Raw genomic sequence first — 20,756 nt, 5'->3', positions numbered from 1 at the left:
GGCCTTCATGCCGTCGCCGTACGGGCGGTCTCGGCCATGGCCGGGTAGTCGGTGTACCCCTCGGCGCCGTGCGTGTAGTAGGTGGAATGGTCGGGCTCGTTGAGCGCCGCGCCCGCGCGGAAGCGCTCCACCAGGTCGGGGTTGGCGATGTATGACTGCCCGAAGGCGATGGCGTCGGCCGCGCCGCTGCGGATCGCCTCGGCGGCGGTCTGGTGGTCGTAGCCGCCGTTGGTCATGAGCACCCCCTCGTACGCCCGGCGGATGTGGGGCGTCACGCGCGGGGCGTCGGGATTGTAGAGGCGACCGGGCGCGATCGCCTCGGCCGTGTGGACGTAGGCGAGCGACACGCCGTTGAGCATCTCCGCCGCGGCGGTGTAGAGCGCGACCGGGTCGCTGTCGCTCATCCCCATGCCGTTCATTGTGGGGCTCAGCCTCAGGCCGGTCCGCTCGGGCGCCCACTCGGCTGTGACCGCGGCTAGCACCTCGCCGAGGAACCGCAGGCGGTTCTCGATCGAGCCGCCGTACTGGTCGTCGCGCCGGTTCGACGCGTCGCGGAGGAACTGGTCGATCAGGTAGCCGTTGGCGCCGTGGACCTCGACGCCGTCGAAGCCCGCCCGGCGGGCGCGGGCGGTCGCCGCGGCGTAGTCGTCGACGACCCGTGCGATCTCGTCGACCGACAGGGCGTGCGGCGTGACGAACGGTTTCTTGCCGGTCGGGGTGTGGGCGTCGCCCGCCGCGGCGACGGCGCTCGGCGCGACCGGCAGCCTGCCCGCTTGGAAGTCGGGGTGCGAGACGCGGCCCATGTGCCAGAGCTGCAGGAAAATCCGGCCGCCGGCCTGGTGGACGGCGTCGGTGATCCGCCTCCAGCCGTCGACCTGCTGGTCGTTGTAGAGCGCCGGGGCGCCGGGCCAGCCGTAGCCTTGCTCGCTGAAGGCGGTCGCCTCGGAGACGATCAACCCGGCGCTGGCCCGCTGCTGGTAGTACTCGGCCATCAGCGCGTTGGGAGTGCGGTCGGTGGCGCGGGCGCGGGTCAGCGGGGCCATCACCACACGGTTGGGGATCTCGATGGCGCCGAGGCGCAGAGGCTCGAAGAGCGGATCGTTGGCGGGCATGGTTGGCTCCAGTTCTGCGCCTGAGGGGGAAGCGCCGGCGGGGCGGCTGCCGCGCGAAGCCACCGGGGGTTGCTGCGGCAAGCCGAGGGGAGGGGGCGGGGGGCGCCCTTGGCTCGCCACCCGGGCGGTGGCGGGGACGCCTGAGCCAAGGTACGGCGTGCGCGGCTCAATAGTTCGCAGCGAAGATCAGAACGCCATCGCGCGCCGCTAGTAGCATTCGCCCATCGCGAGCAACCCGCCGAGGGGGCTATTCGATGCTGTTCAGGTAGTGCTCGAGCATCGTGTAGCCGTCGCCGGCCAGCTGGTTGCGGTCGGCGGCGTTGCTGGGGTCCAGGCCTTGGGAAACCTCCCAGGCGTCGGGCATGCCGTCGTGGTCCTTGTCGGCGGGGGCCGGCGTGCTCTTGAGCTCGGGCCAGCCGCCCACGTCGTTCTGAGAGTCGATGATGCCGCTGGGCAGGGACGCGTCGGCCACTTTCTTCCGCTGGTCGTAGACCCCCTCGTAGGTCGCCGTGCCGCTGCGGACTTCTTGCACCACGCGCGTGTCGACCGGGTCGCGGCGGGGCAGGGTGGCGCCGGCGTTCTTGAGGACCAACTCGTACGCCTCCTCGGCGGGCTGCTGGTTGATCGCCATCGCCGGCCAGGGCTGCCCGAGCCTGAACTCCGGGTCGCCCGGCTGGACGCCGCCCTCCCAGTTGTTGGCGGTCACCGCGGGGGCGCCCTCCACGAAGTTGTCGGCGATGTACCACTCGCCTTTGTCGTCGCTGCCGCGAGAGGAGGGGTTGGCGATGCGGTGCGACACGTCGCCCGGCGCCGTGGCGGGGCCCGGCTTGTAGTAGTTGCCGACCATGTTGATGCGCGAGAAGTTGAATTTCGGGTTGCCCTTCTGCTGCTTCTCGCCGCCGTAACAACTGTTGTAGCCCCAGTTGTACAGGACGTTGTTCCTGTAGTCGGTGTTGCCGCAGCCCGACGCGAACCGCGGGTTGCGGCTGGAGTGGTGCGCCAGCAGGTTGTGGTGGTACGAGCTGTGGTTCGACCCCCAGATGCCGCCGAAGCCGTGCGTGCTCTTGCTGTGGTTCGAGTTGAACATGCTCTCGGAGACGAGGCACCACTGGACGGTCACGTTCTCGCAGTGGTAGATCGAAACCGTTTCGTCGACGCTCCAACTGGCCGAGACGTGGTCGAGGATGAGGTTCTTGACGTACCTGGCGGAGATCGCGTCGGAGTCTTGGCCCGACTCGTCGCCGAACCGGACCCGGATGTGGCGGACGATCACCTCGTCGGCGCCGATCATCAGCGGACGCCGCTTCAGGCAGATCCCGTCTCCCGGGGCGGTTTGGCCGGCGATCGTGAGGTAAGGATTCTTGATCCTCAGGTCGCTCTCGAGATCGATGACGCCCGACACGCGGAAGACCACGGTCCGCGGCCCCTTGGCCTCGACCGCCGCGCGGAGGCTGCCTTCGCCCGAGTCGTTGAGGTTGGTCACCTCGAACACGGCCCCGCCGCGTCCGCCGACGGTGTGCTTGCCGTAGCCCTCGGCGGTGGGGAAGGCGAGCTGCTCGGCCGGCAGCGGGCGGGCGTTCACACCCAGAAGAACCGTGGCGAACGCCGCCAGGACGATAGCTTTGTGCATCACCGCTCCAGAGAAAAAGAGAGAGCCTGTCGCCCGGCTTGGCGCGAGCCGTGCGCCGCGACGGTGGCTGGCGCCACAGCGCGGCCGGGAAGGGCCTTGGCGCTATTCGCAGCCGATCACCACGCGCTGGTACCTCGTGAGCGCGGGGGCGCCGTCGTCGGTCACCTCGCAGACGATGTGGATGGTTTTCGCCTCTTCGATGTCGGCTGGCATGGCGAACGAGGCGTTTTGCTGGCCGGCGTTCTGGATCTCGACCCCGCCGTCGTGCGTGCCCGCTTCGCGGTACTGCCACCAGCGGTAGCTCAGGTTGTCGCCGTCCGGATCGCGCGTGCCGTGGGCGCTGAGCTCGACGGTCGCGCCGGGCTGCGCCATCAGGTCCGCCTCGTGCCCTAGCACGACCAGCGGCGGGTGGTTGGCGTCCTCGACCGAGGCGACGCACCAGTCGGCCCGCGCGGCGAAGTCGTTCTGCAGGGCCTCGCTCCAACGCCAGATCGGCTTGAGGTACTGCATCAGCTTGGGGTCGTCCTTGATGCCTTTGCGAACGCGCAGGCGGCCCCAGGCGTTGCTGCTGTACCACCTGCCCTCGGGGTAGTCGTAAGACGGGTCGGCCACTGGGTCGAGCCAGGTGTTGGCGCGCACCCGCGTGTATCGGCCGCCCCAACCGCCCCAGCCGGGTGACTCCATGTTCCGCAATCCCGTAGGGATGGTGTGCAGGAACGCGGGCGAGTCGCCCTCCGAACGGAAGGCGCCGTCGCTGTGGGCTTTGTACAACGAGCAGAGCGGGCCGTGGTCTTTGAGGATGTACTTGTTCATCCACTCGCCACGGAAGAACTCCCGCTCCGCGGGCGGGATGATCTTGTCCCAGTGGTAGGCGACCGCGATGAACTGATCCGAGATGATCGTGGGGATGTTGTACTTGCCCCAGTGCGGGCGGATGTAGTCTTGGTAGGTCGTGTCTTGCTCCCAGATGAAGAAGAAGCGGAGCTTCGCGGCCACCGTGGCCATCTTGCCCGGGTGCTCCTCTTCGATGGTCTTCAGCGCGCGGGCGATCGTGTTGGGGCCGCCCCAACCCTGCAGCCAGATCGGCCGGTCGTCCGTGTCGTCGAGCAGAACTTTGACGATGTGCTGCGAGCCGGGGGTGGGCTCGTCCATGTCGCCCTCGGATTTCACGTTCCCAAGGAACGTGCGCGCCCGCAGGAATTCCGCGGTGGGGAAGCGGCTGTCGTGCTTGGCCAGATTGGGTTGTACCTCGGCGTAGGCGTCGAGGTAGGGATCGATCCAGTCGTCGCCGGCCCAGCTGTGCCCCTGCCAGTGGTACTGCGAACTCGAGGTGACGATCCCCTCGATGTCCCACTCGTTGGCGTAGAGCAAGAACCGCACCATCGAGCACTCATCGTCGATCTCGCCGTCACTGGTGACGATGACACGCGGCTTCGGCGACGGCTCGCCGCCCTGCTGCTCCGCCGCGGCGGTGTTTCCAAAAGGCGTCGCGAAAAGAGCAGCTGCCAGGCACAGGGTCACCGCTTGGCGGATGGCGAATGGGAACTCATGCATGCGAATGTCGCCGCCTCGATCGAGATGTGGATGAAAAGGGCCGCCGCATTTCCGCTCCGCGACATGTGCGTCACGAAGGCAAGGTCTGCAGCAGTATGATCGCGTCGAAGGCCACCAAGCCTCAACCGCCGCGACATTCTAACCCACGGCCACTACGCGATGCAGGCGCCGCCGCGGGCGTGTCTTGATAACAGGCTCCTCTGGAGCGAGAGCGTCTCTTGCCGATTGATGCGCGCACGCGGCGAGAGAGCCCGGATGGAACTCTCGCGCCTGAGTGGGGTCTCGATGGAGTGTCGCCCAAGCCGCGCTGGCGGCCGGCTCTGGTGAGCCGGGCATCCTTAGCAGCGCCGCTGGCCTCCAGGAAACGCGGGGCCTTACTCGGCGCGCGACGCCGACCGGGCCCGCCGTGAGGGGACGATCGCCAAACAGAGAGACAACAAACCGACCACGCTCGCCGGCTCGGGAACGGCCATCACCAGATACAAATCGTCGCCCCGCTGCTCGACGGAAAAACGCTCGACAGCCGGGCCCGACGACGTGGCGCTGGATAGGCCGAGGCTCACGACGACCGACGCCGGGTCGAAGCCTTCGATCGCCTCGGCCGTTGCGATGATCCATTCCCCTTCTCGCAGACCGACCGCGCCGCCGAATCCAGCGATCTCGAAGACCCAAGGCGATCCGGGCGCCGCGTTGCAGCTGAGAACGCCTTCGATGTCCAAGAAGTCCCAACCGACGCCGGGCCCAGCAGCCGGGTCGTCGAGTTCCCACTCGTAGACCGCCCCGACACCAAGCTCCAGGTCGCCGTCGATGGTCAGCTCGCCCGGGGAAGCGCCGGGGGCGATCGTGGCGCCGCCAGACAGGGCAAAGTCTCCCTGGAACGATCCCCCGCCGGCCAGCCGCGCCTCGGCCGAGTCGAACTCCATCGGGAGGGACTGCCCGTTGACGGTGATCGACAGGCTGCGGCCCGATTCGACGATAAGCTCGGCTTCGCTGAAGTCGATCATCGCGGCCAGCCCATGGAAATCGATCGCGGAGTCCGCCGCGTGGGCTCGGATCGAGCCGGAAACCTTAAGCTTGGCGAGCTCGGTTCGCCACACGTTATCGGCGCCCACATCGAGTTGTCCCGCCACTTCGACCAACGGGGCTTCGCTGACAAAGAAGAATGCGTTGTAGTGCGTTCGGCTGGTGACTTGGGCGTGATCGCCGAGGACCAAACGGCCTTCGAAAATGAGACCGGGGGCAGGTTGGTCGTCGATCGTGCTGAGGCCGTTGGCGCCGAGGATCGCAAAATCGTCGACGTACACGTCCCCAGTGACCACGCTGTTGGGGTCGTAATCTGAGCCCGAGCCGAAGTCTCTCCCCGGGCGGACTGCGTAGAGTTCGCCTCGTTGAATCCGCACATCTCGGCCGAGAATCGTCTGCCCGTCGGAGGCCCGGTCCGCCCCGAGGAAGAGCGACGCGCCTTCCTGCACGTGGATCACGCCGTCGCCGAGGCTCGCCGACGCCGCAATCCGCAGTCCGCCGCTAACGACGACCAGATCGCCGCTGAAGGCGCTGGCGTCTCCCGCGATCTTGACGTAGTCGTTGTCTCTGGCGCCGCGCACCGTCAAATCGGCCGAGCCCGACAATTCACCCGCCAAGTGCGAGTTCACGGTGTCGTGGTAGAGCGAGGAGTCGCTCGCCACTTGGACCGGCCCGCCGAAGTTGCCCTGCAGCTCGCCTCCATCCAGCACGATCGGACTCGACAAGCGGCTATATTGTCCTCCCCCTATGAGCCGACCGCCTTGTGCGTGAATGGTCGCGTTGGGAAGGTTGTCCTCCCCGAGGTCGAGGACTCCGTCAAGCACAGTGACCTGGCCGGTGTACTCCGGGCTCTCCACTTGGATATAGAATGCCCCTCGGCCTTCTTTGAAGATCGTTCCGTCGCCCGCGATCGGCGCGTAAATATCCCCGTCTTCGAGGAAATACTCCCGGGCGTCGTACGTCGCGTTGACTCCGCTGACACGTCCGTCACTTCGGACGTGCAGGGCGGAAAGTTCCACGACGCCTGGCGCGTCAAGGCGCGCCTCGTACTGGCCGAAGTCAACGTAAACCGTGTCGCTCTCGGGGATGGCGTCTGTCCCCTCAACGGCCAGCGTCGCCCTGCTGCTATCGCCGACGACCCAGGTTCCTCCGCTGTAGGTGTTGTGGCCGGTCAGAGTTGTCGTGTACTGGTATCCCGCCAACACTAAAGAGACGGCGCCGTTCTCGCCGTTGTCGACAATGTCCGCGTCGACGCGGTTCACTCTGTGCAAGAACAACTCGGCGGGCCCGCCGTCACCCGCGGTGAGTCTGCCGTTTTGGATCTCGTTGCCACGGTAGATGCCGCCCGATCGAACCGTGAGTTGGTGGCCGTTCAGGTCGAGCGAATAGGGGCTGCCATCGAGTGACGCCACCACGCGATCCGAGGCGAGCATGACCGACCCTTGCGTGGAGACATGGTCGTCGGGGCCAGCCGAATTGAGCGAAGACGTTGTCGGCGACAGCGCGACTACGCGTCCGGAAGAATCAACTGCCGCAAAGGTCTCGATGCTCGTCGCATTGTCGTAAGTGGCCCACCCGCCGATCATTTCCCCGTCGAACGTGCTGTTGCCCTCAAGGCGAGTCGTAGTCTGTCTACCAGCCTCGTTGAACCGGAGAGTTGCTCCTCGGCGCCTTTGGAGGTCTCCAATGGATAAGTTCGTGGGAAGTGAACCACCGTGGTCCGAGCTCGCGACTAGTGTCGTGACGCCGGCTTCGAGCAGGAGAGTGCCGAATCGCTCGTGGGCGACGTGGTTCGAATCCGAAATGAGGGAGACCTGCCCCCCGAGCGAGCGGAGCAAGGTTTCGTCGTCGATGCGGTCAGTGTTTGCTGATTGCGACATGTAGAGAGAGGCGCCCGCCTCGAGTAGTACTTCATCGAGACCAGACAACGCGCCAGTATCGGCCATCGTGAGTCCACCAACGACCCGCAGTTGTTCGGTCAACCCAGAAACTGGGGAGGCGAGGGTCACACGCCCGCCCCTGACCGTCAGACGCGACCCGGTGATCGGTCCCTCCAAACGCAGATCGCCCGCGATTGTGGACCCCTCTTCGCCCACGTCGAGTCGGCCAGCGAGCGTCAGTGAAGAGGCGTAGTTTCCCCCGATCAACGCGGCGTCTCTCTCATCCCTAAAGAAATGGTGGGAGTCGTGTCCGTTGGCGTTGTTCAAATAGATGTCGCTGGTGATCGTCGCTTCATCGTCTTGCAGTCTGAGGGTCGCCCCACGCTGGACGTAGATATCAGTGGCCCCGTTCATCGTCGAGGCATTGCTAAGGGCAAGGATTCCCTCGTCGATGACGAGATCTCCCGTGAACTCGCTGAGGTCAGCGTCGACGCGGAGATAGTCTCCGGCGACCCGGACAACGCCAGTTCCCCCGAGTTTCCCGGCAAGATTTGAAGAGCCCATGGTCAATATCTCGCCATCGACGATCAGCGACCCTTGCTCGGTGGAAGTCAGGTTGGCGCCGAGCGACACGATCCGGTCGATGTGCACCTCGGCGTTGGATTCCAGAGTGCCCCTGCCCACGAAGGGGGAAACGCCGAGGCGTTGATCGGCGCTGAGCCTCAGCGTCCCAGTCTGCTGCTCTGCGTAGGGGTAATGTTTCATCACGGGCATCACGTCGACGGGGTTCTTCAGCTCGACCAAACCCCCTTGGACGATCGTCGCGGCGAGCGGCAATCCCTCGGCGTGGTTCACAACGACCGTTCCCGCAGAGACAGAGACGAGACTCTGTATGTCGTTCGAGGCGTTGAGGGTGACGACTCCTTCTTCGCCCCCGACCCAAAGCAGGGTGTCGCCCCGGATCGTTCCGTTGAACGTGCCTCCCAGGATTCTGGCGTACCCACCCCCGCTAGTCGTCACGTAATCGAGCGGCCCGTTGTAAACCCCCACGCCGCGCAGGGAGGCGTCGAAGTCACCACCCAGCGTGATCGGGGCGCTGATGGGGTCGGTCGTCTGGACATCGAGGATCCCGCGTCTGACCGTGAAGCCGCGATCCCCGGAGGGCAAGACCTCGACCGTCACCTCGCCGCTGATGACTTCGAGCGGGCTGGTCGCGACACCGAAGACGTCCGCTCGATCGATCACGTATTCGTCAGTGAAGACCGTCTTGCCGGTGTAGGTGTTGACCGCGTTCAACTGGGGGCCATCGAGCGTCAGGTCGCCGTCGTGCGTGAGCGGCGCGTCGACGCTCAGACGCCCCGAGAGAAGCAGGTTGCCCGTGCCCGTGACGCCGCCGGTCCAAGAGGAGGAAGCGCTGTTGACGAAGTGCACCGATCCGCCCTCGCCGTCCAGGACGATCGGGGTTTCGTAGAGACCCCGGCTGGGCAAGTAGAGGTCGCCGCTGGCGATCTCAACCGCTTCGCTGGGGACGAAGTCGCCGGCGTCGAAGCGGAGCGAACCCCTCTCGAGGCGGAACCGCTCGTCGGTGGCTGCTTGCACGAGCACGTGGGCCCCTTGCACCGTCGTCGCGCCCGCCGCCGAACCGAAGGCGGTCGGCGAGGCGGCGATGATTTCCCCTGAAAAGAGGAGGGTCAAACCAGAATACGAATTGTCGCCGCTCACAATCAGTTGGTCGATCGATTCATTGCCGATCCCCAATATGTTGCCGGCGCCGACAATCGGTCCACTCAGCGTCGTGGGGCCGAGCGATGTTTCGTAGGACCCCTGCCGGGGGTTAAACACGACCGGGTTCTGCGGTCGGATGACAGCCGAAGGGCTTTGCACGTCAATCTTGCCGCTCAGCGTGACATCGGTCGGGGCGAGGATGCCGCCGTTCAAATTGAAGTCGGTGGCCGTGGAGATGGTCACCGGCACTCTTTGACCGGTGTTGACGGTGAATTGTGCGAGCACCCTGGGCGCCGAAAAGATGGCGAACAGGCAGAGCAAGGCGAGGGTGACGTTTCGGAGCATGCTTAAGCCTGTGTGCTGTGCGTCGTGACAGAGATGTGTAATTGAAGAAGCGACTGGCAGTCGTGATGAAAGAAGCATTCAATGAAGCATCTGAAAGCCGCCCCACTGGGAAGCCGCCCCACTGGGGGGCAGATAAGCCAGGTCGCAAGAACTGCTCAAAGCAAGCGGAATCAGCCGCAAGAAGAGTATTGAGAGTACTTTAAGCCGGGACTCTCTGCAATGATCGCGACTGCTCTCCCGAGGGATTGTTTGGCGGGGACGGCGGAAGTTTAAGCAGGCCGTAAGGGCCTATACGGCTGTTGAAAAAATCCTGCGTGCTAAGCCGGTTTCGATTTTTGAAGGGTGGCTTCGGTCCGAGAGGGGAAGACCACTAGCATTGACGGAGAATCAGACCATCAGCGTGCGCGTCGCAGAAACGTGTAAGTTACGCAAGTACTCACAATACAAGACCGCTGCTGCCGAAACTGGTCGATCGCCAAGCGCTGCAACCGAGTCGGACATTTCATCAAGCCCAAGGCGGCGCAATGCCGCCGTAACGCGTTGCAACTCGTCCTCCCGGGCAAGTGCCGCGGCTCGTGCGCCAGACTCTGCGATGTGGATGAGATGGCGGTCGACGTCGGCAAAAGCCCGCTGGATCGCAGGGGTGGCATCGATGGCGCCCCCGCCAAATGAAAGCTCGTCTCCGTCGGCCTCCAGCACGGTGGAAACACGGCCGCGGCCGAATTTCTCCCTTAGCCGATCGAGGAGCTTCGACTGGAGGCTTTGGATCAGTTTGCGATCGAACGCCGGGTTCAGCACCCGATGCCCCTCGGTAGCCAATAGCGAGACCGGCTCAAAGCGAAGTAAGTCATCGTCGATCACGATGCGCAGCACGACCGCCGCGAGCTTTTCTCGGTGCGGCTTCACCGCTTCGAGGAACTCGATCAGGTCGGCGGAGGCTTCGCTCCACACGCAACTGAGCTTCAGGCTCGCGCCGTCGGAGTCGACCAGTTCCCAGACGAATTGCTGGCGTGTTTCGTCGAAGTACCGCGGTCCCCATTCGGTCGGGCGCGCCACGGCCAGCAGACGCGTCGGCTCGACGACGCGCAACCCAAGGGGGTAGGCGCCGCGGGCGTAGCGACGCAGATCTTCCCAACGTTCGAAGCCGGCGGCGCCGTAGTCGATTTCGTCGGGCGCGGCGGGCGCCACGCCCTCGACTCGGCTGGCGGAGGAGGAAGACAAGCGGCCGGCGTCGTTCCAACGGGCGCCGCGCAGCACGAAGACGCTTCGCGACATCTCACCGGGGGAAGCCCCCCCGCGCCAGACCGGTTCGCCGCGATAGGCCTGCGCCGGCGAAAAGCGCCCAGGGCCGTCGGCCAGCCGGCTGTCGCTCCCGGAGAAGAAACGCTCGCGGCGGCGGTCCCAGAACAGCACGGTCACCCCCTCGTAGCCCGAGGCGGTTCTCCATGGGTAGGCCCCGACGCCGACAAGCTCGAGGTCGCCTGTGTGCGAGTATTCCGAACGCGCTTGCCCCACGAGCCACGCCGGGGCCGAGTCTCCCGCTCGACCGATCGCTTCCGCGAGTGCGTGGGCATGGGCCAGCAGCGTGAGCAGCTCCGCCGGGTCCCCTTGGGCGTCGCGCAGATGGATCAGCGAGAGCTGGTCGGCCGCCGCCCGCATGAGCCGGGCAAGCCGCGGCAGCTGGTTCGCCCGCGCCGAGACCGACAGCGTGAACAGCCGCTCGACGCTCGCCCCGGAGGGGTGGGCGAGGCCGATTTCCAGGAGCGTCTCGATCGCCCGTGTGGCGCTCGCCAGCACGGCGCGGGCGTCGGCCGCGTCGGCCCGGCGCCGCTTGGGCGTCGTGTCGCCCGCGGCCCATTGCTTGCCGGCGTCGGACCAAACGGCTGCCACCATCGCCGCGGCCCACTTCCGTTTGAGCGTCTGCGGGGCGGTGGTAAGGATGCTGCCCAGGAGGGCCGACGCACCGCCGCGCACAGGCGCCTCGATCAGCACCGTGTCGACGTCTTGCTCTTCGAAGCGGACCTTCAGGCTTCCCGCTTCGGCGACGGTCCAGCCGCCCGCGGCGACGATCGCCGCCGCCTCGCGCAGCGCATGGCGCCCCGCCCAACGCTCGATCCGCTCGGGGGGGATCGCCAGCAGCCGCTCGCGGAGCCGCTTGGCGACGGCGGTCTCGTCGTGAGGCGCCTGGTGGACGTCCGTCCCGGCGGTTCCTGGCGCCGGTTCTTCTTGCCCGAGCCAATGGCGGCGGAGGTGGATCGTCGCGGCGAGCACGTGACGCGTGACGCCGTTGGCGCGCGAGTCGTCGGTCGCCTCGGCCGGGCCGCCGGGCGGCATCCGCACGGACCAGCCGTCGCCGTGTACGCTGACGGCGGCTTCCTCCTCCTCGTGCGACACGCCCCCCGAGTCGAGGTCCTTGTGAGCGCGGCGCACGAGCCCCTTGTTGGCGAGGGCCGTGAGGGCGTCGTCATCGAACGAGGCGAGCAGTCGCCTTAATCGCTCTCGGTCCGCGTCGTTCATCTCAGTCGGCGCTCATCACCCGGGCGAGCCATTCGGCGAAACGCAGCGGGGTGAGCGCTGCGATCTCCATTCCCTCGGCGGCGAGCCGACCGGCGAGTTGTTCGTCGTAAAAGGGACTGGCTTGGGAGTCGAGCGCCGCGAGCCCGAGCAGCCGCACGCCCGACTCCCGGAGCCGCTTGCAGGCGGCGATCAGCACGCGCGGGTCGGCGCCCTCGCAAAAGTCGGTCACCAGCGCAAACACCGTGCGCCGCGGCTGAGAGACCAGTCCCTCGCTGTAGCGGACCGCCTGGCCGATGTTCGTGCCGCCCCCCAACTGAACCGTCATCAGCACCTCGACCGGATCGGTCACGTGCTCGCTGAGGTCCACGACCGAGGTGTCGAACACCACCAGCCGCACGCGCACGGTCGGCAGCCCGGCCAAGATGCCCGCCATCACGGCCGAGTGGACCACGCTATCGACCATCGATCCCGACTGGTCGACGCAGAGGATCACCTCCCACGGGAGGTGGCGTTTGGTGCGGCTGAAGAACAGCGGGTTCTCGACGACGAGTTTCTGGCGCTCGGCGCTCCAGTGCTTGAGGTTGCGGCGGATCGTGCCGCGGGCGTCGAAGTTGCGCGCCACAGGCATCGAGCTGCGGCGGAAACGGTTGAGCCGCCCGGCCAGGGCGTTGTGCACCTCGCGCTCGAGCTTGCGCTTGATCTGGTCGACGACGCGGCGCACCAGGCGGCGGGCCTCTTCGAGCACGCGGCCCTTCATCCGCCCCTTGAGCGAAAGCACGGCGTGGAGCAGCTCCTGGCTCGGCTCGAGCCTGGAGAGCACGTCGGGGTCCTCCACCAGCTCGGTCATCTGGTACCGGTCGAGGGCGTGGCCGGTGATCTGCTGGCAGGTTTCTTGGGGGAACAGGTCGCGCAGCTCGGCCAACCACTGCGGCACGTTCAGTTGACTCGGGTCGAGCGAGCCGGGCCCGAGCTTGCGCCCCTGACGCACGCCGCGCCCGCGGTACTCGCGGCTGTAAAGCTTCTCCAGCGCGTCAGCCATCCGCTCCTGCGCGGGACTGAGGCACTCCGGCATGCGGGGCTGGGCGTACTTGCCTAGCACCAGCCGCCAGCGGGCGAGCGCGGGATCGGCGCCGCGATGCGGATCATTTGGCATGGGCGGCCTCCGCGCTATCGAATCGTTCGGCGGCGAGCTGCTCGCGGACCAGCCCGGCGATCTGCGCCGCCATCAGGGCGTCGGCCTCGGAAAGATCGGTCAGCACCAACTCGCCGAGATCGGCCTCATCGTGCCGGGCGGCCGCTCGCTCGGCGACGCGGACGATCTCGGTCGGCGTGAGGTCGGCGAACGCCAGCCGCAGCTCTGGCAGTGAGGCGACGAACTGGCTCTCGTCCCAGCCGCAGAGCTGGGTGTCGAGCGCGTCGACCAGCGGCGAGACCCGCCAGGCAGCCTCACGCGCAGTGGCGAGCAGGCCGCGGACCACAGCGCAACGCCGGGCCGGCTCGACGGTCGACGCGCCGAGGAAACCGGCAATCAGCTCGCCGAGCGGCTCGGCAGTCAATCGGCCTTCCAGGTAGAGGAGTCCCGCGGCGGCGCCGACAACGGCGCCCTGTGACTTGTCGGGCGCCGAGGCGACGACGCGTTGGAGCGCTTGATGGAACAGCTCGGGGTCGAGCGACGAGTCAGACCGCTCGCCTACGAGCGACTCACGCAACGAACGCAGGGCGTCGATTACGGGGACGACCATTTCATCGGGACAGGCAACGGCGCCATCGGCCAACGCACACGCCCGTTGGTAGCAGGCCTCGACGAGTCGGGGCGTCTGTTCCAGGCCGCGGGCCTCGAGCGGCTCGCGCGCCGTGGCGAGCAGCTCCAGTTGCGTCAGCGCCGCCGCGACCGAAGGCAGGCTCGGGTCCTCGTGGATCGAGCGACCGAGGCCGGCGAGGATGCGGTCGGTGCGCCGCTGCAGCCCGAGGCGGCAGGTGCGCACCAGCAGGGCGACCGCCGCCGAGGCGCTGCGGCCCTGGCCGGAGGCCTCGAGCTCGGCGATCGACGCGTCGAGCTTGGCGGCGGCCGCCGCCTCGACCGTCGGGCCGAAGACCGACGCCTCCACGAGCGCCGCTTCGACCGCTGGGGCCCAGCGCACGCTCCACCGCTCGTGCATCAGGTCGAGGCCTGTCCCTTCCAAGAAGTCGGGGCCCCCCTCGAACACGGCCAGGGGCGCCGCCAACAGGTCGAGCCGGTGCAGCAGCCGGCTGATCCGCCGGTGCCGCCGGTTGCGATAGAGCTCGAGCGTCAACGTTTTCGGCTCGACCGAGTCGGTCGGCACGCGGAGCCTCTCGCATTGCCGACGGAAGTCATCAACGATCGCCGGCGCCTCGGCGCCCGGCGGCGTGCGACCGATACGGTCGCCGGTGAGCCTTTCGGCGACGAGCCGCATCACCGCATACCCCTCGGAGCCAATTTCCCCTTTGACGAAGCAGCTGCGCACGCCGTCCAGAAGGTCCTCGCGCTGCGGCCAAGGGTGACCGCGCAGAGCGGCAAGCCGGCGGGCGCTCTGTACGGCGGCGACGGCGTCGGGAGTCGACAGCGGGTTCATGCCGTCGCGTTCACGCGTGAGGCGGGCAACCTCGAGCACGATCTCGGCCGCCTCACGGGTGCGGGCCGCCGTCGGGTCGCTTGCTTGTCCGGCGCGCCACATCCGCTCGTAGAACCCCGGCGAGGGCATCCCGGAAGAGTAGCCGGCAAGCGAGTCGAGCTGCGGGAACGAGTAGGCGACCAGCCAGGCGGCCTCTTCGCCCGACGGCGTGAGAGCGGGCGGGGCGGGTGGCGCGTCGCTGGCGACCAGCTCGGGGAGCGCCGCCGTGTGGAAGCCGCCGGTGATCACGAGCACCGGCCCGTCGCCCTCCTCGCTGCGGGCGAGTTCCTCGCGCACCGCGGCGGCCATCGCGGCCTCGCGCGCCGTCGTGCCGTCGCGACGCAGGTCGTCGTCGGCGTACTCCAAGCGGGCGATCGCGCAGTAGCTCGCCAACCGGTCGACGAAGGCGTCGGTCGATAGGCTGGCGGCGCCCGATTCGAACAGATGGTCCCACAGCTCGTCGAAGTCGCGCATCCCAAACCGTCGCGCCAACTCGCGGACATAGCGGCTGTGGGCCAGGTGGGGATCGGCCGCCAGCGACTCGACGCGGACGACGGGCGTCTCCTCCTCTTCCTCCACGCAGCGGGCGGCGAACTCGGCGAGCGTCTTTGCCCCGAAGTCGAGGTCGATGAAGCGGAGCCGGGCCCCCGCCTCGCGGCCCGCCCTCAGCGCGGCCAGCTCCGGCGAGTAATCGCACAGCGGGTAGAACGCCGCGAAGCGCGGCGGTTCGGATTCGGACGCCTCGCCCTCTGGGCCCCCGTCCTTCGGAGCCGGCAAGGTCTGTCGGCGCGTGTCGACGAAGTGCGTGTAAACCGCCAGCGGGAAGTCGCTCCGGGCGTCGAGCAGCTCGTTGAGGAACCGGTCGAACGACCGCGGCCCCTCGACCAACACCGCCGAGGGGCGGTTCTCGGCGATCCACTTGCGCACGTGCTCCGCGCACGCGGGCGAGTGGTGCCGGATCGGAAAGTAGACGACCCCTTCGCCACGCAAGCGCGGCAACAACTCGGCGACGGCTCTTTCGGCGGAGGCCCCGTCTACATCATGCGGCTTTCCGGCGGCGTCGGGAGTGTCGGTCGCGTCGCTCACTTGCCCAGCACCCCGCGGGCGTCGAAGAACGACTTCCAGTGGGGGTTCTTCTTCGACCGCTGCTTGACCACCACGTCGAAATATTGCCGCACTTTCTTGGCGTCCTCGTCCGAGTCCTTGAGAACGGCGCCCACGAGCTGACGGGCGAGGTGCTGGCCCTCGACCCGCCGATCGCCGAAGTGCCAGGCGTCGAGCCCGGCGGCGAAGGCGACCGACACCGCCTCGGCTGTGCTCATCACGGCCGAGGGACGCTCGACCACGACGCCCTGCTCCGTGCGGCCGTTGCGCAGGTCGTGGAACGTGGTCACCAGCACGTCGATCACGTCCGGCTCGAACGTCGGCTCGACGCCGGCGCCGCCGAGCAGCTCGCGGGCCTCTTCGAGGACCAGCTCGAGCTCGAAACCCTTGTCTGCGATCGGATGGACCGTCTCGAAGTTGAACCGCCGCTTCAGGGCGGCCGACATCTCGTGCACGCCGCGGTCGCGGGTGTTGGCCGTGGCGACGATGTTGAACCCCGGGCGGGCGTAGACGACTCCGTCGCCCCCGGCGAGCTCGGGGACGTGCAGCAGCTTGTCGCTCAGCACGCTCACCAGCGTGTCCTGGATCTCGGGCGGGCAGCGGGTGATCTCCTCGAAACGCACCAATCGGCCTTCGGCCAGCCCGCGGTAGAGCGGCGCCGGGACCAGCGCACGGGGCGTGGGCCCCTCGGCCAAGAGCAGGGCGTAGTTCCAGGAGTATTTGATCTGGTCCTCGGTCGTGCCGGCCGTCCCCTGGATCGTCAGGCCGCTCGTGCCAGAGACCGCCGCCGCCAGCAGCTCCGAGAGCATCGACTTTGCCGTGCCCGGCTCGCCCACCAGGATCAACGCCCGGTTGCTCATCAACGTGACGATCGCGCGGTCGACCATCGCGTCGTCGCCGTGGAACTTGCGGCGCACGGCGGACTCGGCCGCCTTGGCGCCGCGCTTCGAACGGCCCCGCTTGCCGGGGGCAGCCGCCTCCGAACCGAGAACGAACGTGCGGACCGCTCGTGGGCTCAGCCGCCAACCCTCGGGACGCGGGGCGTCGTCCGTCTCAACCAAGTGCTCGAGTTCGGTCTTGTAACGCAACTCGGGGGGCTCGCGGAGCAAGCCGTCGCTCGGTGTTTCGGTCGGGGGTTGTTGCTTCGCCACGCGCGTTCCTTGCTGTTATCCGAAGTAACTCTTCGTCCGCCACTCCGGATCGTACCCCGTGCCGGCGGAGGCGATCTGCTCGACATCATAACGGCACTCGCTCAGCAGCACCGGAGGGACCTTGCCCAACAGCACCTTGTCCTGCCGCCAAGAGTGCTGCTCACGGCCGTCGTTCTTCGTCTTGACGAAATAAAGCGCCGTGAGCGCGGCAGCGACATCCTCTTCCGGCAGCATGCTGCCGGTAAAACCGAGCACCGCCTCGAGCTCGAGCGAGGGGAAACGCTTACGGTACTCCATGAAGCAGCCACCGTCTTCGGCCTGGCCGCGGGCGAAACCCGCTTTGGTCGCCTTGCCGCGGAGCTGGAAGGTCGTCAGGCAGTGGCCCTCGAAATCGGTTAGTTCGGTCTGCTTGATCAGCTCCTCCGGCAATTGGTAAACCGATCGGCCGAATTGTCTGAACAGCGGCGTAACGTCGTAGTCCTTCAGGTGCCTGTCCCAGGTCTCGGCAGTCGCGGCGTCGGTGTTGCAGGCGTGGGCGAGACGCACCACGGCGCCGTCAGACAATTGGAACTCCGCGTCCTGCTCGTCGGTCAGCGTGCCGTCCTCAAGCGGCCGGAAGCATCCCAACGGCGCCGGATGTTCATCAGAATCGGAGGACGGCTCGAAGGCCGCCCACACCACACGTCCGCAGAGCGGGCCGGCGATTGGATGGTCGGCCAGGTAGCGGCGCCACTCGTCGCCACGCCACGCACGCTGCGTGCAGAGGGCCTCGTAGAGCCGCTCGGTTTGGCGTTTGACGACCTCTTTGACGGTCTTCTTCGCCTTGGAGAACTGCTTCTTCGCCGCCTTGGCCATCTCCTCGTCGTCGTTCTTCGCGGGGGCGGGGAGGCTTTTGACCTCCTTGCCGTCGTCGCGGACGATCACCGGCTGCAGCGCCTCGCCGAGCCGCACGTGAAACTTCCTCGGCCCGTAGTCGAGCTCCATCACCGCCTCGTGACCGAGCGGCTCGCCGCTCTCGTCGAGCTCGCGCTCGAAGCCGCCGTCGGGCAGCGTGCGGTCAGCCAATTGATCGAGCGTCCAGCCCTCGCGTTCGGCGATCGCGGCGACGTGCGTCTCCGCCTCCTTGCGGAGCGACTTGGTGCGGAACCGGTTGGCGATCGACAGCAGCACCTGGATCGCCAGCGGGTCGTCGATCCAGGCGAGTGTCTCGAGCAAGCTCTTGCACTGCGACACCCGGTGGCCGTACCACTTGCGGAGATACTGCTCGCAGATTTTGGCGCAATCGGCGTCGCCGGCCGCGGCGGTGATCGCCAGCAGCCCCTTCTCGCCGCTCGCCGAGCCGAGGCACTCGGTGGTGTAATGGCGCAGTCTTTCTTGGTAAAGGTTCTCTTCTTTTTGGTAGTGGTCCTTGAACCAGCCATCCCTATTTCCGTACTGCGCCCAGAGTTGTTGGCTTTCCTGCCTGGCGCGGGACGACGCCTCCTCCATCGATAGAGACCGAGTGTCTTGGGCGATCCACACCTGCAGCACCCGCTTGGCCAACTCCGCCGCCTCGTCGCGTCGGCAAAGGGCGAGGTACCGCCGCAGCAACGGCCCCGGCGTTGCGGTCTTGAGCCGCACGCTCTGCACGGCCCACCATTCGAGGATCTCGGGCGGCACGCTCTTGCCGTTGTCCGCCCAGTGCACGGCCGGGAGCGCCTCAATCTTGAACCACGCCAGCCCCTTGGGCCGCGGCTTGGCGAGGCCCTTTATCGCCTCAGCCAGCAGCTTCTTGCGGTCGAAGTACTCCGAAATGTCAGCGCCCAGCGCCTCGAGCGCCGTGAGCATCGCGCCCTTGACGAGGTCCTGCTTCTCCTTGGCGTAAGCCTTTTTGAGGGGTTCGATGGCCGTCGGGTCGCCCAGCTGCCCAAGCCAGTCGGCCGCCGACGCCCGCACCGCCTGCTTTCCGTCGGCAAGCGCGACGACGATCTTCTCCGCCTTGTCTGACAACGAGGCCAGCGCTGTCTGCGCCAGCGGTCGGACCGTCTTGCTCTCGCCCAGGGCCAAGTCCCACAGCTGGGGAACGAACTCGGGCGGCACGTTGGGGAACGAGGCCAGCACGCGGAACGCGTTGCGGCGCTTCTCGCTCCACCAGTAGTCGTAATCTTGGTAATCACCTGTTCGGGGCGGTGAGGACGCCAAATACGGCCGCAATTCGTTCAAGCAATCAGCGAACGCCGGCCAGATAGCCTCCGGCTCCCAGTCGCAGAACCTGATGTACCTGTTGTTGTTCCCCAAGTATGCGGCCGCCAAGAATCCCGGCCGCGAGTTTTTTAGCGTGGCGACCGCTGCGTCGAGTTCGCGGAGGCCGAACGACCTCCCACTGCGTTCTCGGTAGGCTTCTAGGTCGTGCTGGTCGTGCCAGCTGAGGTCGCCTTGGTGATTTGTGTTGAGGTTTCCGAAGGCGTTGGCGAGCCGGACCACGTGGATCAGCTTCACAGCCGGCGGCGCGAGCCAGTCGCCCAGCGGCTGCCGGTCGTGCCATCGCAACTCGAGCCGTTTCGGGGGCTTCTCCTGACGGCCTTCGACAAAGGCGACGATCTTGGCGATCGCTTTGTCGGACATCTCCGCCGGCGCCGAGGGCTTGGTGTACCACCGTGGGCGTTTGGTCGCCGCGTTCCAACGCTCCAGCGCCTGCTCGTAATCCTTGTAGGCCCGCTCGTACTCGCTCCGCAGGTACGCGGACAGGCCCGCGCGGGCCTCCTCGGGCAATTCGACGACGCCGGTCTCGACCTCGAGAGGCGGCAGCTCGACGACAGGGCCGTCAGCCGGCGCCTCCGTGACTACCGGCGCGGAGAGCAGCCGAGCGATCGTTTGCTTTACACGGTCGGAAGATTCCCCTTCGGCGTGAGATTCGAGGAGCCGCCGTGCCCCCTCACCGTCGAGTCGCCAGGCGAGCTGGGCGGCCTCGTTGCGTTCGGCGGCGGAGCCCTCCCGGAGCACTTGCTCGACCAGAGTGTGTGCCGACACATCGTAACCCTGCAGGATTTCGGCGGCGGCTGCTCGGGCCGACTTGGCCGGACCGGTGGCGATCGCCACCAGCACGTCAAAGATCGGCTCGAATTCATAGTCCACCTTCTTGAGGTTCGCGATCGCGTGGACCCGCTGGCCGGCTTTCCCTTCGCTGAGGATCCCGCGGACGGTAGGCTGGTGCTTTGCGAGATGATCGCTCCAGCCGCCCAATCGCTGCATGTCGTATTGGGCCGAATACCACTTCCAATTTCGTGCGTCGTCTTCAACTATCAGGCCATGGACTAGCAGATCGGGAGGGAGCTCCGCCGCTTTGAGAATCCTCTCAAACAGGGCGATAGGGAGCTCCGGAACCGAATTCCTCTCGTGGTCGGAAAGAAAACGCAGGAAGCCGCACATCTGCGAGATCAAGTTAGGCAGCCATTCGGGTGGGTTGTCCCCCGAGGGCGTCGAGGAGCCGTTAACGGCTTTGAAGACATGGCCCATCCGCATCCACACCCCCGGGGGGGCATCGGAGCAATGGGTGATCAACGCGATGCGACGCGCGCGAGCCTTCTTGTCGTGATGCGAGTGGGAAGGGCTAAATAAGATCAGCGGGAGGTTGCCCCGCTGCTTGGGTTGAGACACCACCTGCAAGACGCCGGCGTCCTCGTCGTCGACGACGTAGCGGACGACCTGCGCGGCGGTCTTCTTGTCGCACCCGGGCAGGCTCGCCGCCTCGGCCCGGATCGCCGCCAAGGCCTCCTTGCTCAGCCGGTCAGGGTTCTTCAGCTTTGAGCCGCCAAACAATATCGCCATCGACAAGATCTCAGAGTCGAGAGTGGTTCTAGACGAGGCGAATAGTATACCGCGGGGACAGAGATTCTGCGACTCGATAGATTTGTGACTCGTGTCCGCACGGCACAGGTCATTCGCCCAACTTTAGAGCGGTTTGCTCATTGGTGCAGACGCTCGGCTCGCGATCGTCGTCATGGCTTCGTCAGCCTGCATCGACAATGCACCGCATTGCCTGCTTCGGCTTCCTCGCCACGCCGCCAATCGCTTCCCCGCTCGTCCACACCAATTCGAAAAAT

The 20,756-nt window shown here is 66.8% G+C and carries 9 protein-coding genes; all 9 read right to left on the bottom strand.

Features of this window, described 5'->3' with window-relative positions; all coding sequences use genetic code 11:
* Nucleotides 1–5: 5 nt before the first annotated feature.
* Nucleotides 6–1,112, bottom strand: a complete 1,107-nt coding sequence (locus tag Mal64_RS13495) for an alkene reductase (protein WP_146401115.1) — start codon at nucleotides 1,110–1,112, stop codon at nucleotides 6–8.
* Between the two features lie 247 nt (nucleotides 1,113–1,359).
* Nucleotides 1,360–2,742 carry a pectate lyase family protein gene (locus tag Mal64_RS13490; protein WP_231993741.1) on the bottom strand — a complete coding sequence of 461 codons (1,383 nt, stop codon included), beginning with the start codon at nucleotides 2,740–2,742 and terminating at the stop codon, nucleotides 1,360–1,362.
* Nucleotides 2,743–2,844: 102 nt separating this feature from the next.
* Nucleotides 2,845–4,296 (bottom strand): DUF1593 domain-containing protein, encoded by a 1,452-nt coding sequence (locus tag Mal64_RS13485; RefSeq protein WP_146401113.1) that lies wholly within the window; start codon nucleotides 4,294–4,296, stop codon nucleotides 2,845–2,847.
* A 374-nt stretch (nucleotides 4,297–4,670) separates the two neighbouring features.
* On the bottom strand, nucleotides 4,671–9,269 hold the full coding sequence (locus Mal64_RS13480; RefSeq protein ID WP_146401111.1) for a hypothetical protein: 4,599 nt from the start codon (nucleotides 9,267–9,269) through the stop codon (nucleotides 4,671–4,673).
* 387 nt (nucleotides 9,270–9,656) lie between these two features.
* Nucleotides 9,657–11,786 (bottom strand): hypothetical protein, encoded by a 2,130-nt coding sequence (locus Mal64_RS13475; protein WP_146401109.1) that lies wholly within the window; start codon nucleotides 11,784–11,786, stop codon nucleotides 9,657–9,659.
* A gap of 1 nt (nucleotide 11,787) precedes the next feature.
* Nucleotides 11,788–12,939: a VWA domain-containing protein gene (locus Mal64_RS13470; protein ID WP_146401107.1), complete on the bottom strand. Its 1,152-nt coding sequence runs from the start codon at nucleotides 12,937–12,939 to the stop codon at nucleotides 11,788–11,790.
* On the bottom strand, nucleotides 12,929–15,418 hold the full coding sequence (locus Mal64_RS13465; RefSeq protein ID WP_146401105.1) for a DUF5682 family protein: 2,490 nt from the start codon (nucleotides 15,416–15,418) through the stop codon (nucleotides 12,929–12,931). The genes Mal64_RS13470 and Mal64_RS13465 overlap by 11 nt, the downstream gene beginning before the upstream one ends.
* An 83-nt stretch (nucleotides 15,419–15,501) precedes the next feature.
* A complete protein-coding gene (locus Mal64_RS13460) occupies nucleotides 15,502–16,674 on the bottom strand; it encodes an ATP-binding protein (RefSeq protein WP_146401103.1) in 1,173 nt (390 codons plus the stop codon).
* Between the two features lie 15 nt (nucleotides 16,675–16,689).
* Nucleotides 16,690–20,481 carry a DUF4132 domain-containing protein gene (locus Mal64_RS13455; protein ID WP_146401100.1) on the bottom strand — a complete coding sequence of 1,264 codons (3,792 nt, stop codon included), beginning with the start codon at nucleotides 20,479–20,481 and terminating at the stop codon, nucleotides 16,690–16,692.
* Nucleotides 20,482–20,756: the final 275 nt, after the last annotated feature.

It is taken from the genome of Pseudobythopirellula maris, from assembly GCF_007859945.1.
GTDB classification, from domain to species: domain Bacteria; phylum Planctomycetota; class Planctomycetia; order Pirellulales; family Lacipirellulaceae; genus Pseudobythopirellula; species Pseudobythopirellula maris.
The sequence above is the reverse complement of the archived record's forward strand: the minus strand, read 5'-3'. Positions and strand labels throughout refer to the sequence as shown.